12 protein-coding genes are annotated in these 13,850 nt (G+C 40.4%); 7 read left to right on the forward strand and 5 right to left on the reverse strand.

The window, feature by feature from the left end:
• The first annotated feature begins 846 nt into the window (after positions 1-846).
• Both GLP24_RS17190 and GLP24_RS17195 read left to right on the forward strand, forming a co-directional pair.
• The gene (locus GLP24_RS17190) at positions 847-1,182 is read left to right on the forward strand and encodes a DUF1904 domain-containing protein (RefSeq protein ID WP_152654316.1); all 336 of its coding nucleotides are present in this window, start codon (positions 847-849) and stop codon (positions 1,180-1,182) included.
• 96 nt (positions 1,183-1,278) lie between these two features.
• Positions 1,279-2,145, forward strand: coding sequence for an endonuclease/exonuclease/phosphatase family protein (locus GLP24_RS17195; protein ID WP_101770104.1), 867 nt, complete (start codon positions 1,279-1,281; stop codon positions 2,143-2,145).
• On the opposite strand, the gene GLP24_RS17200 is transcribed toward GLP24_RS17195, so the two are convergent.
• The 3 genes from GLP24_RS17200 to gloB all read right to left on the reverse strand — a co-directional run bounded on the left by GLP24_RS17200 (position 2,142) and on the right by gloB (position 5,208).
• Entirely contained in the window at positions 2,142-2,831 is a 690-nt protein-coding gene (locus GLP24_RS17200; protein ID WP_101770105.1) for a Yip1 family protein, read from the reverse strand. The genes GLP24_RS17195 and GLP24_RS17200 overlap by 4 nt on opposite strands.
• Positions 2,828-4,378 carry a lytic transglycosylase gene (locus GLP24_RS17205; protein ID WP_152654317.1) on the reverse strand — a complete coding sequence of 517 codons (1,551 nt, stop codon included), beginning with the start codon at positions 4,376-4,378 and terminating at the stop codon, positions 2,828-2,830. Before GLP24_RS17205 ends, GLP24_RS17200 begins: the two co-directional genes overlap by 4 nt.
• Before the next feature lie 71 nt (positions 4,379-4,449).
• Positions 4,450-5,208, reverse strand: coding sequence for a hydroxyacylglutathione hydrolase (gloB, locus tag GLP24_RS17210; RefSeq protein WP_101770106.1), 759 nt, complete (start codon positions 5,206-5,208; stop codon positions 4,450-4,452).
• A 41-nt stretch (positions 5,209-5,249) separates the two neighbouring features.
• Between gloB and GLP24_RS17215 the strand changes: the two genes are divergently transcribed.
• Complete coding sequence (locus tag GLP24_RS17215; protein ID WP_101770107.1) at positions 5,250-6,008, forward strand: methyltransferase domain-containing protein; 759 nt, start codon at positions 5,250-5,252, stop codon at positions 6,006-6,008.
• Between the two features lie 8 nt (positions 6,009-6,016).
• Here the strand turns inward: GLP24_RS17215 and rnhA are convergent, their stop codons facing one another.
• On the reverse strand, positions 6,017-6,481 hold the full coding sequence (gene rnhA, locus GLP24_RS17220) for a ribonuclease HI (RefSeq protein ID WP_045038183.1): 465 nt from the start codon (positions 6,479-6,481) through the stop codon (positions 6,017-6,019).
• A gap of 51 nt (positions 6,482-6,532) precedes the next feature.
• On the opposite strand from rnhA, the gene dnaQ reads away from it, so the two are divergent.
• Positions 6,533-7,252 carry a DNA polymerase III subunit epsilon gene (gene dnaQ, locus GLP24_RS17225; RefSeq protein WP_152654318.1) on the forward strand — a complete coding sequence of 240 codons (720 nt, stop codon included), beginning with the start codon at positions 6,533-6,535 and terminating at the stop codon, positions 7,250-7,252.
• Positions 7,253-7,262: 10 nt separating this feature from the next.
• The gene (locus GLP24_RS17230) at positions 7,263-8,477 is read left to right on the forward strand and encodes a TIGR03503 family protein (protein ID WP_232616319.1); all 1,215 of its coding nucleotides are present in this window, start codon (positions 7,263-7,265) and stop codon (positions 8,475-8,477) included.
• 52 nt (positions 8,478-8,529) lie between these two features.
• Here GLP24_RS17230 and fadE read toward each other — a convergent pair whose 3' ends face one another.
• The gene (fadE, locus tag GLP24_RS17235; RefSeq protein ID WP_232616320.1) at positions 8,530-10,983 is read right to left on the reverse strand and encodes an acyl-CoA dehydrogenase FadE; all 2,454 of its coding nucleotides are present in this window, start codon (positions 10,981-10,983) and stop codon (positions 8,530-8,532) included.
• Positions 10,984-11,473: 490 nt separating this feature from the next.
• Here fadE and dauA point away from each other — a divergent pair, with 490 nt between their 5' ends.
• A complete protein-coding gene (gene dauA, locus GLP24_RS17240; protein ID WP_232577947.1) occupies positions 11,474-13,165 on the forward strand; it encodes a C4-dicarboxylic acid transporter DauA in 1,692 nt (563 codons plus the stop codon).
• A 101-nt stretch (positions 13,166-13,266) separates the two neighbouring features.
• Complete coding sequence (gene lpcA, locus GLP24_RS17245) at positions 13,267-13,845, forward strand: D-sedoheptulose 7-phosphate isomerase (protein ID WP_232616321.1); 579 nt, start codon at positions 13,267-13,269, stop codon at positions 13,843-13,845.
• Positions 13,846-13,850: the final 5 nt, after the last annotated feature.

The raw sequence follows: 13,850 nt of genomic DNA on the forward strand, positions 1-13,850 counted from the left end.
ATTAAAGAAGGCTCATATCGAAAGATATGAGCCTTTTTGCTATCTATAATTTATGAATATAGTTCTTACTGGCAGAGCAGCAGATTCCGCCATACCGAAAATCAGCACGTGATGGTAGTTCGAACCTCGTAACTTCTGCCATATTCAAGAAAGCCTCGATAGTAATATCGGGGCTTTTTTACGTCTGTATTATTGTAATAGATTAGGTGTGGTTCGTAATTGGCAGAGCAGCGGATTCGCCATACTGAAAATCAGCGTGTGTTGGGAGTTCGAACTTCGTAACTTCTGCCATATTAAAGACGGCTTATATCGAAAGATATGAGCCTTTTTGCTATCTGTAATTTATGAATATAGTTCTTACTGGCAGAGCAGCGGATTCGCCATACCGAAAATCAGTGCGTGTTGGTCGTTCGAACCTTGTAACTTCTGCCATATTCAAGAAAGCCTCGATAGTAATGTGAGGCTTTTTTACGTCTGTATTATTATGATCGAGCAGTATAGCGTTAATTGGCAGAGCAGCGGATTCGCTATACCGAAAATCAGCGCCTGTTGGGAGTTGGAACCTCGTAACTTCTGCCATATTCAAGAAAGCCTCGATAGTAATGTGAGGCTTTTTTACGTCTGTATTATTATGATCGAGCGGTGTAGCGTTAATTGACAGGATCGCTGATTCACCATTCCGAAAATCAGTGCGTATTAGACGTCTGAATATCGTAACTCTTTTTATTACAATCATATTCAAATTTTTATTTAACAATAAATAGGGTTATAGATAATAAAAATTCGAGATAGGGTGATGTTAAGTGGTAATGTAGTAGAGTAAATAGTCAAATTTTTGGAGTTTTTATGCCACATCTTCGTTTTCGTGCGATTGCATTTGATACCGTAAAACATCTATCAACAGCATTAGTTGATGATTTACAGCCATTAATGAAATGTCCTCGTGAAGATTTCACATTAGAGCATATTCCAGCCTCATTTATTTTTGACGGTGAAGTGTCTGATGCTTACCCATTTGTTGAGGTATTTTGGTTTGATCGTGGTCAAGAGGCTCAAGATCGTGTTGCTGCAGTGATTACTGCGGCTATAAGGACTGCGGTTGCCGATAATAATCAAGATGTAGCCGTTATTTTTACCGCGCTGACACCTTCCGCATATTACGATAATGGTCAGCATTATTAATCTGCTGTTATTCCCATCTTGGTTTTATTATTTTTAATTTTATGATGACATTAGCCCATTAATCTAATGGGCTAAGTTGTCTGTGTAGGCGCTATTATGGCACGTAGAACAAAAACAAAAGTGGTTGCTGGTTTAGGTGTTGTGGCGGGCGCGTTGGGGTTCGGGGCGTTTAATTCATCATTTGATGTAACAATGCAACCTGAAGTGACCAATGAAGTTTTTGCCCCACATTTTACTTACCGTTGTATTGAAAGTGAAATTGCGCCACCGCTAGATGATAATGGTGTACTTACGGTTGCAGTATGGAATATATATAAGCAGCAACGCCCTAATTGGCGTCAAGCATTAGAAGAATTTACTCAACAAAGTGATTTGGTGTTATTGCAAGAGGCGAGTTTAAATACCGATCTCAAAAACTATTTAGATGCAAATCATTGGCAAGTGAGAATGGCTAATGCGTTTCGTTTTCTTGATACACCTGCAGGAGTGATGAATTTATCGCGAGTATCTTCACGTCAAACATGTGCTTATCTGGCGATGGAGCCATGGTTACGTTTGCCAAAATCAGCGCTCTTATCGCAATTTACATTATCTGATGGTCAAACTCTTGCGGTAGTTAATCTTCATGGGGTTAATTTTGCCATTGGTTTAAATGAATATAAGCAGCAATTAGACAGTTTAAAATCGGTTTTAGAACAGCACCAAGGACCGATTATATTAGCGGGTGATTTTAATACTTGGCGTAAAGCGCGAATTAAAGTCGTTCGAGCTTTTGCGCATTCGCTGGGATTAAAAGAGGTGCAATACCATAATGATCATAGAGTTAGAGTGCTAGGTAAGCCGCTTGATCATTTGTATTATCGTGAATTGCAGTTGGTAAAATCAGAAGCACCAAAAACAGATGCTTCTGATCATAATCCATTATTAGTGACGTTTAAATTAACGCACTCAGTGATGTACTAAGCTGAAATAATCAGTAACGGCCATACAATGAGTGTTAACACCCAAGGAAGCACTGCGACAACAATGGCTTTTGCACGGTCAAGATCCGTCCAGGCACTCACTGCTGCGTAAGTTAAGGCGATATACCATGGTGCTAATAACGGCATGGTAGTCGCTAGTGCTGCCCAGCGATTATTTAATGGTAATTTTAGAAGACCATTAATACTATTTAAGTCTGCTGCATTAGGTAGAATACTATTGGTGTTAAACATAACATTAATATAACTGGCAATGTCACCAATAAAAGAGGGCAACATAATAAAACAAGCGGCGGCAAGCCATTTACCGTAGCTGTGTTGATGGTGGCTACTTTTAGTGGCTAACTTTAACCATAACGCCAGTACAAAAATCACTGCTGTACGGCCGGTGATATCACTAAAAACTTCACCTGCAAGTAATACTTCGCGCGTTAACCAAGTCTGTTGTGCATTGTCACCAATATTACCTAGTTGGGCCTGTATTGCTTGTTGCAGCCATGGCATATCAACATGGTTAAAGTAACTGCCCCATAAAATGAATGAACCTAAAATAATCATTAAATAAGGTAAAATTGCCCATTTCGGTCGTTCATAGATAGCCGCAAAGCATTCTATTGGTGAACGAAAAAGATCGATAACCGCGACAATCGGGTTTTTAGATGGTGTCATGCTTGTACCTTACGAGGATCAATCACTAATTTTAGCTGTTGACCTTGTTTAATATATTTATTGTTAGCCAGATTATTCCATTTTTTAATCTCAGCAACAGAAATATCATAGCGTTGAGCGATGACACTTAAACTATCCCCATTTTGTACTTTGTAATGGATCGTTTTGTGGTTAGCGGCAGTTTTCTTTGATGTTGTCGATACATTTAAGCGCTGCCCTTGGTGTAATACGGTATTTTTACTTAGGCTGTTAAGTTGTTTAAGCTTTGCGACGCTAGTTTTGTATTTATGGGCAATGTTCCATAAATTATCGCCTGACTGCACCACATAATGCTGTACTTCCATATGGGTAGCGACACGGTGTTGACGATTGACTAATGAGATTGGTGATGCCGGAATTGTCAGTGATTGGCCAATACGAATATTGGTAGTTTTAAGTTTATTCACTTTTTGAATTGTTTTAATACTGCTGTGGTAACGTTTGGCAATTAACCCTAGGCTTTCACCTGATTTAACACGGTGATGATGAGTGATCATACTCGCGTTACGGTTTTGTGCTAATTCACGTCTAAAGTGCTTCACTTTATTGATTGGTAATAATAAATGATTAAGACCATTAGGGGCTGTCACGCCACGACGATAAGCTGGGTTTAAATCTTTTAATTCACGAGTGCTAATACCTGCAAATTCTGCGGCAATGGTAAGATTCATTTGTACGCCAGGTTTAACGATAGCGATAACGGGTTTATTACTGATGGGTTCGATGTGGAAACCGTATTTTTTAGGGTGCATGATAATATCAGCAACCGCATACAGTTTCGGCACATAACTGCTTGTTTCATTAGGTAAATCAAGATTCCAATAATCGGTTGGTTTACCTGCGGCTTTGTTTTTACGGATAGCACTAAAAACACGGCCTTCGCCAGTATTATAAGCCGCTAATGCTTGTTGCCAGTTACCATCAAATTTCTTATTTAAATACTCAAGTAGATTAAGTGCAGCAGTAGTAGATTTAACAACATCACGACGGCCGTCATACCAACTATTTTGTTTTAAGCCAAAACGACGACCCGTATCAGGAATTATTTGCCATAGGCCTGCAGCGGCCATGTTTGAGTATGCATGCGGATCAAATGAGCTTTCTACAATAGGTAAAAGAGCCAGTTCTAGCGGCATACCTCGTTTTTCAACTTGTTCCGTGATGTAGTACAGGAAAGGTTGAGCACGTTGAGCAATAATTTCAAGATTGCGCGGGTTATTTAAATACCAGTTACGGTAATATTGAACGCGCTTGTTGTTCGGAATTTTAGTGGTGATCTGCATCGCGATGCGATCCCATACATCTTGCTGCTGTTGAGGTGTTAGTTGAGCCACAACAGGTTGTGTTTTTTTAATGATAGGAACAATGGGTACTACAGTTTCAACTGGAGTATTAGTTGGTTGCTCAACGACAGTTTTTGATTGGTTAGTATCGGCCTGCGTTGTCTCTTTTGTCGTCTGACAACCTGCGATAACAAGCACACTTGCTAAAAGAATTTTGAATTTCATGACAGTCGTTTGTAGCCAAAATGGTTGGTGATAATACTTGCCCAACCACCTTGGTTACAAGGGGAGAAATGTTAAAATTCGTCTTTCCAACGTCGAAGTGCCGCAAATGTTTCAATATCTGAGTTATCGTACGCTTTATCAGCAACTGAGCGTTTAATACTTGGCTGATCACAACGTAAAAAAGGGTTAATAAGTTTTTCATTATGAAGAGTGGTCGGTAAGGTACTTTGACCGTTTGCACGTAGACGATTAACTTGATCACGATAATGTTGTAAGTGAGCATTATCTTGTTCTGCAACTAATGCAAAAGCAAGGTTTCCTGCTGTGTATTCGTGAGCACAATAGATGTTAGTTTCATCCGGTAATGAAGCTATCTTTTGTAATGAATGAAACATTTGTGCTGGTGTACCTTCAAAAATACGACCACAGCCAGCAGAGAATAATGTATCACCGCAAAATAGTTTTTCATCACCGACATAAGCAACATGACCTAAAGTATGTCCAGGGACACTAAGCACCATAAAGCGTTCACCAAAGATATCAACTTGATCGCCATCTTCGACAGGACGAGTGATACCAGGAATTGGCTCATCATTGGGACCAACAACTTTTATGGCAGGGAAGCGACGTTTTAATTCACTAATGCCACCGACATGGTCATGATGATGGTGAGTAATCAGAATTGCATCTAGAATTAAATTATCTTTTTCTATTGCCTCAAGAACCGGCGTGGCATCCCCTGGATCAACAACGACACAATGATTGTCTGGGTTTTGAATCAGCCAGATGTAATTGTCTTTAAATGCGGGTATGCTTTTAACAGTTAACATGAATTTTGTCTCCAGCCCTATCAGGTGTTGAGCAGTATCTTATGAAGCCAGCGCGTACAGTAACACACATTGAAGTTCCTTATACATGGTCGAATGTGATCAATGGTGAATGGGTAGCAGAATTACTACAGGCGCGACTCGACGAGTGGTGTCCTAAACTATTTGGCTATCATATGTTAAAGCTTGGCGGCCTCAGTGCAGAGCTGACCAGTAGTCATTGTAATATTCAACATCAAATTAGTGTTGATAAATTCAGTCCTAAACGAACTATTACGGCTGATGCGTTAGAGTTACCTTTTATTGAAAAATCATTTGATGCCTGTTTATTAATGCATCAATTAGATTATGCCGTTGATCCTCATGGATTATTGCGTGAAATTGATCGCGTGATGGTTGATGATGGTTACTTAGTGTTAAGTGGTAATAATCCTCTTAGCCTACTAGGTTTACGAGGACTATTGCCTTGGAATCGTAATCATGCGCCGTGGACAGGGAAAATGTATTTATCGTTTCGTATCAATGATTGGTTACGATTATTAAATTATGAAGTGGTATACCAAGAAACATTTGCTATTGTACCGGCGACTCGGCATCTTGCCTGTGCCGCATGGCTTGAGCATGTTTTATCGGAACCGTTATCTGCGGTGGGTAGTTTGTATTTTATTGTGGCACGTAAACGTACTTGCCCATTGAAATTGATCAAACCAACGTGGAAATTACGGCGTCAATTAGCGCCGCTACGTATTAATTGCCGTACTCAAGCTGAAGAAATAGAAACTAAAGCCCCGCCACGTTTATAAATCTAGGTTTAGTTTGGTTGGTAACCAGTATCTGCTTGAGTGGGATTTTCAGCGCCTGTACGCGCTAAAACATCACAACGTTCATTTTCCGGGTGTCCAGCATGACCTTTAACCCAATGCCATTGAACTTGATGACGTTGCGTTTCTTGATCAAGCTGTTGCCAAAGATCGGCATTCTTTACGGGTTTCTTATCCGTAGTTTGCCAACCTCGCTTTTTCCAATTATGGATCCATTGCGTAATTCCCTGACGCACATATTGACTGTCAGTGGTAAGATCAACGCTGCATGGTTGTTTTAAACTTGCAAGTCCCATAATAGCGGCAAGCAGTTCCATGCGGTTATTGGTGGTCATTAAATAGCCACCACTAAGCTCTTTTTCGTGTTGTTTATATCTTAATACCGTGCCATAGCCGCCGGGACCAGGATTACCTAGACACGAACCATCGGTGAAAATTTCTACCTGCTTTATCATAGTGGGTAGTTTTGCCTTAGATAAAAACTTAAGTTTGACATATTAGCGACTATGAAAGCCACAAACCAACGCATTATTGTATTTGATACAGAAACAACGGGTATGAACAAGGCCGGCCCTCATTATGAAGGCCATGGTATTGTCGAAATCGGTGCAGTTGAGATCATTGATCGAAAATTAACCGGTAATTCGTTCCATGTTTATATCAAGCCTGATCGAACTATCGATCCAGAAGCTATTGCTGTTCACGGTATTACCGATGAATTCTTACGTGATAAGCCAGTGTATGCTGATATTCATCAAGAGTTTATGGATTTTATTGATGGAGCAGAACTTGTCGCACATAACGCGTCGTTTGATACCGGTTTTATGGATTATGAATTCCATAAAATGGGCGCAAACATCGCGAAAATAGAAGATATTTGCCACGTTACCGATACGCTAGCCATGGCCAAAAGGCTGTTTCCTGGTAAACGTAACAATCTTGATATCTTATGTTCACGTTATGGTATTGATAATTCTCATCGAACCTTGCACGGCGCATTACTCGATGCTGAGATCCTAGCTGACGTTTATTTGATGATGACCGGTGGTCAAACGTCATTACGTTTAAGCAGTGGCAATGATTCAACAACTGAGAGCAGTATTCGACATCTGGGCAATAACCGAAAAGTATTAAAGGTTATCTATGCATCTGCCGATGAACTAACAGCACATCAAGATAGGCTTGATTTGATTGGTAAAAAGGCAGACGTTATCTGGCGTCTTTAGAGGCATTATATTGCGGCGATTATGGTTACTTATTTTCTATGTTCCGCTTTGTGCTTGGATGCAAATATCGAGTGCTTGGGCGCAAACGGAGACGAGATTAACGTGGCTTGATAATCGCTTTCGCGTTGATCCGGCGATTGAGCAAATATCATTTATTGTTACACGTGAGCAACCGAGTCAATCGGTAGTTTTGGTTGCTCCCGATGGACGAAAGTATTATGCAAATCGTCATTCTAAGACAATGTCGTGGTATACCGATAATGGGATGGATATTGTTTCGATTAACCATCCCATGGCTGGGCCGTGGCAAGCGTTAGGTAAAGTGTCAGCTAATAATGGCATTAGGTTTATTTCTAATATTCAACTACAAGCTGAAACATTACCCTCCCAATTGTATCAAACGGAAGTATTAAAATTTAGTGCACAACTGACTCAAAATGAACAACCATTACTGTTACGTGATTTTTTAGATCGCGTGCAATTGAAGGTGATTTTTTATCCGCTGACATCCATATTATCGAATGAATCGAATGAATCTGCACCGATTGAGGTGGGACAATTTTCGGATGATGGCCAGAAGTATGATGAAGTCGCGGGTGATGGCATCTTTACTGTGGCACTGAATGTGGATGTTGAACCCGGTAAGTATCGCGTTGAAATTGCATCAATTAATGGGGTGTTTAAACGTGTAGTCGAGCAAACGGTGCTCGTTTATCCGACACCAATCATTACGTCATTTGTACAAAGTCATCAACCATTAACGCCGCATAGCGTTGACATTGAGACGAAAGCCGATCAAATGCTTGCGGGGTCATTGGCTGCTTATCTTGTGGTTAAACAACCCCAGCAAAAGCCGACAATTATCCAACAAAGCTCTCACCTTCAACAATCACACTTAGTGCTCTCATGGCCTAATGATGCTCAGATAGGTAAGGCATGGTGGCGTGGTTGGGCTTATGTGACCGATTTATTGACTCAGCGAGAGTTGGTATTTCGTTTGCCTCAACAAAATTATACCCAAGTTGCTGCCGTCGCTGTTGATTTTAGTGTGTCTTTAGCGCAGCAACAGGCAAAAAGGCAGTTAATTGTTCTTCATGAGCAACAACAACAACGGTTATTTTGGGTTGTCGTTACCAATATCGTCATCGTTATAAGTGTGCTGGTGGTGTTATTGATATGGCGACGTAAACGAGTCGTTCAGAGTGATTTAATTGTGCCTAAATAAGCAAGTGATGCTCAGAGACTTTTGCTTTTGAACGTCACAATGATGCGCTTATTTAAGCGGCACTATCAATTGAGGCTGTGGTTTGAAGCGGGTTAATCGCTAATTGTGTTGGATCAAAGTCATCAACATTAATGGTGTCTAACCGTCCTACTTCTGCTCGGTGAAGTAATTGCGCTTCTTCGGTGGTGATGACGCCGAGTTCTAATCCTATTGCTGCAACCTTACCTAATTGCATGAACGGTAATAGTGTCTTCGCGGCTTGACAGACACGATCATAAATTGGTTCTGCTGCGAGAATATCAACTAGAGCGACCTCCATCATTCCAACTGCATTATTTGCTGTTGCTTCTAAAAATTGACCGCGACCAATACGATCTCGCGTAGCTGATGGCGTTTGAATTAAGTGTGCCAGTTGGTGATCTAATTCATCACTCGGTTGGCGGCGACGTAATCCCATCGGTAAAACAATGAATCTTAACCCACGAGCAATAGCTTTATTAGGGAAATTAGCTAAAAAGTTATCAATAGCAACTTCTGTTTGATAAAGCGCATCTTGTAATCCCCAGTGTACTAACGCGATGTCATCTTGTTGCTGACCTTCATCGGTATAACGTTTTAGTGTGGCTGAGGCTAAGTATAATTGACTTAATACATCACCTAAGCGGGCAGATAATCGCTCTTTACGTTTAAGTGAGCCACCCAATGTTGCCATTGAGATATCGGCTAATAATGCGAGGTTTGCGCTATAGCGATTCATTTGTTGATAATAGCGATAGGTTGCATCTTTGTGGGGGGCTGATGAGCCTCGACCATCGGTTAAACCTAACCAAAAACTGCGTATTATATTGCTAAAAACAAACCCAATATGACTAAATACTGCATTATCAAAACGATCAAGTGCACGTTGTGGATCGTCGGTATAAGCGGCATTAATTTCATTAAGTACATAAGGGTGACAACGAATAGCGCCTTGCCCAAAAATGATCATTGAGCGGGTTAATATATTCGCGCCTTCAACGGTAACAGCAATAGGGGCACCTTGATAACTTCGAGCAAGAAAATTACGAGGCCCCATACAAATCCCTTTTCCTCCGACGATATCCATCGCATCAATAATGCTTCGTTGGCTACGATGGGTGCAGTGGTATTTAACGATGGCTGAAATAACCGAGGGCTTTTCACCTAAATCTATACCCGTGACGGTTAATGTTGTCGCAGCATCAAGTACATAAGCATTACCGACAATACGCGCTAAGGGTTCTTCAATGCCTTCCATTTTACCTATTGGTAATTTAAATTGACGACGAATACGCGCATAAGCACCGGTTGCCATTGCGGCTGTTTTTAAACCGCCGGTGGTGTTTGACGGTAAGGTGATACCTCGTCCAACAGACAAGCATTCAACTAACATTTTCCACCCTTGGCCAGCCATAGTTTGGCCTCCAATGATGAAGTCAATTGGAACGAATATTTTATCACCTTGGGTTGGACCATTTTGGAAGGGAATATTAAGTGGAAAGTGACGACGGCCAATCTGAACCCCATCAAGATCGGTTGGGATTAAGGCGCAGGTGATACCAAGATCCTTTTTTTGACCAAGTAAAAAATCGGGATCAAATAATTTAAAGGCTAAGCCTAACACGGTAGCGACTGGGGCTAAGGTGATGTAACGTTTATTCCATGTCAGCTCCATTCCCAGTATTTCTTCACCTTGCCAGATGCCTTTTTTGACGATACCAAAATCAGGAATAGATCCTGCGTCCGAACCAGCTTCTGGGCTAGTTAGAGCAAAACAAGGAATTTCATCACCCGCAGCTAGGCGTGGTAAGTAATAATCTTTTTGTGCTTCAGTGCCGTAGTGTTGTAATAACTCTCCTGGACCTAAAGAGTTTGGTACACCAACCGTTGAAGATAAGACCGCTGACACTCCGGTTAATTTTTGTAATACCAGAGATTGTGCATAAGCTGAAAACGCTAATCCGCCATATTGCTTTTTAATGATCATGGCAAAAAATTTATGCTGTTTAAGTTGTTGCCATACTTCAGGCGGCAGATCGGCGAGATCATGAGTGATATGGAAATCATTGACCATACGGCAAATATCATTGACTGGACCCTCTAAAAAAGCGTGTTCTGCTGGCGTTAGGGTCGGAGCTTGAATGGCATGAAGTTTGTTCCAATCGGGGTTACCACTAAAAAGATCCGCTTCCCACCATACCGTACCTGCGTCAATTGCTTCTTTTTCGGTCTGTGACATTTGAGGTATGATTTTTTTAAAATGTTTCAGTGCTGATTGAGTAATAATTTTTTTACGTAAGATGGCAATATTTAGGGGGAGAGCAATCACGGTAAACGTTAACCAGCTAATAATTCCTGTAACATTTGCTAAGGTACCTAAGACTAATAATGCTGCAATAGTGACAGTGAAAATATGGCGAGATAGTCGGTGATAAGCAAGGATGCCAAGCACACAGATAAAGCTAATTAAGTATATAAATGTCAACATAGCGATTCTCCGCAATCATATAGCAGTACAGTGTATTGTATATAAAGAAGGTTCGTTCTTTGGTCATATTTTTAGCACAATATTACGAGGTGTTTTTTTTAGTATGGCGGCCTTTAAAATCAAGGTAAGAGGTCTAACCACTCATAATTGATTGTAAGTTATTTTTTAAATAAATGTAAAATATTTAATTGTTGAATCAATGGTGGATGAGAACGTAAAAAACACCAAAACAGCGGTTTTACTTGCATTGATCGAGATCATTAGTGAATTTATTTTCACTTGCGAATTATTAGTGAAGCGTTAACATATAGCACTATTGTGATACCGTTCACGTTATTAGAATTGTATGTTTTTTATACGGCCAATAAGTGAATGGTATTTCCGTTTGTTGCCTTTCCCGATTTCCGACTGACAGTTGCCCGCCGGACCCTCTTTCGGGTTGACATCAATGCCTATTTTTTTATGTGCAAATAAGCACAGGGGTTTTGTTGTGTTGATTTTTCAAGCTCTTTCTAAATCGTGGAAACAGGGATATACCCTTTCCAAGCTGCGTGCCGATTTAGTATCTGGTGTTACTGTTGGTATTGTGGCTATTCCATTAGGTATGGCATTATCAATCGCTGTTGGTGTTCCTCCTCAACATGGTTTGTATACTGTTATCGTCGCTGGTTTTTTAGCAGCGTTATTGGGTGGCTCACGGTTTAATATTACCGGTCCAACAGCGGCTTTCGTTGTAATATTATTGCCGATAACACAGAAATACGGTTTATCAGGATTAATGCTAGCGACCATGATGTCTGGTGTTATTTTACTACTGATGGGCATCTTTCGTTTGGGGCAATTGGTCACTTATGTGCCTTATCCTGTAACGACAGGTTTTACAGCTGGGATTGGTTTTGTTATTGCTTTTCTACAGCTAAAAGATCTGCTTGGTTTGCATGTTTTAGGCAGTCCTATTCATTTTCCTGAAAAAGTGATGGCGTATTCACATGCGATCTCAACCACTAATTATGCCGATACATTGGTTGGTATTATTACGATTCTGACATTTATTGTCTGGGCAAAACTGAAAACCCGAATTCCACCCCATTTAGTTTCTTTATTAGTGGGTACAGTTTTAGCACTAGCTTTAAATCACTTTAGTCTTGAGCACGTAACGTTACTCGGTGAAAAATTCAGTTACACCATTGGTAATATTATTGGCCATGGTATTCCTCAAGAAGCACCACAGTTTTTACCACTATGGCAATCAAGTACTTTTAACTGGGCAACAATGATTGAGTTAATGCCATCAGCGTTAACGATTGCAATTTTAGGTTGTATAGAGTCTTTATTGTGTGCCGTAGTTGCTGACGGTATGACCAGTACTAAACATAATCCGAATGCGGAATTAGTTGGTCAAGGTATTGCGAACATTGTTGTACCATTCTTTGGTGGTATCCCTGCAACGGCGGCTATTGCTCGTACTGCGACCAATATTCGTTCTGGCGCTTTTTCTCCAATCTCTGGCATTATTCATGCGATTTTTGTTTTAGCTGCAATGTTAGTATTAGCACCTGTATTGTCTTATGTACCAATGAGTGCCTTAGCCGGTTTACTTATCATGGTGGCATGGAATATGTCAGAAGCACCACACTTTGTACACACATTAAAAGTGGCACCTCGTCGTGATGTTGCTGTTCTAATGACATGTTTTATTTTGACTGTTGCATTTGACATGGTTGTTGCAGTAATTGTTGGCTTATTATTAGCTGGCGTATTGTTTATTCAACGTATTGCAAGCTTAACTACGGTTACTATTACTGATGATAAACATCCGCACCTTAATTTCGGTAGTGATGTTGTGGTGTATGACATTAATGGTCCGTTATTTTTTGCTGCGAGCGAAAAAGCATTCTCTGTAATTGAGCATGCAACAATGGAAACACGTGCCGTTGTGCTTGATTTTAGCGATGTATCAACGATTGATATCACAGCTATTCATGCTTTTGAATCCGCATTGGATCGGTTATCTACTTTACCTGTATATTTGCTAGGGGTACTACCGCATGTTGAACGTAAATTGGAGCATGCAGGTGTATTTGAACTGACAAATCTTCATTTAGTGCAGTCAATTACGCAATTGCAGCAAATTTTAGTGGTTAATTCCGACAAAGCATCAGATCAAGAGTCGACACTGTAAGTTATTTGTATGTAAACTGCGATTATTGATGTATTACACCATCAAGCGAGCATATTGCTCGCTTGATTTGTATTTAATGGAAAACATTGAGAGAGCAGCTTATGTATAAAGATCTGATCCACAGCGAATTGACTGATGCCGCTGACGTCCTAAACCGTTTTTTAAATGATGATAAGAACTTAGCAGATATTGAAGCGGCGGCTAAATTGTTAGCTGATTCATTTAAGCAAGGTGGAAAAGTATTATCATGCGGTAATGGTGGTTCTCATTGTGATGCGATGCATTTTGCTGAAGAATTAACCGGTCGCTATCGAGATGATCGCCCAGGTTATCCTGGAATTGCAATTTCAGATCCGAGCCATTTATCTTGTGTCAGTAATGATTTTGGTTATGAATATGTATTTTCTCGCTATTTAGAAGCTGTCGGCGCTAAAGGCGATATATTGTTTGGATTATCAACCTCAGGCAACTCTGCCAATATTCTGAAAGCAATTGAAGCGGCGCAAGCTAAGGGAATGAAGACCATCGCCTTAACAGGTAAAGATGGCGGCAAAATGGCAGGATTGGCGGATGTTGAAATTCGAGTTCCACATTTTGGTTATGCCGATCGCATTCAAGAAATTCATATTAAAATTATTCATATTTTAATTATGTTAGTTGAAAAAGAAATGGAAAAATAATCGTC

The sequence above is a fragment of the Photobacterium carnosum genome, assembly GCF_021236965.1.
Lineage (GTDB): Bacteria > Pseudomonadota > Gammaproteobacteria > Enterobacterales > Vibrionaceae > Photobacterium > Photobacterium carnosum.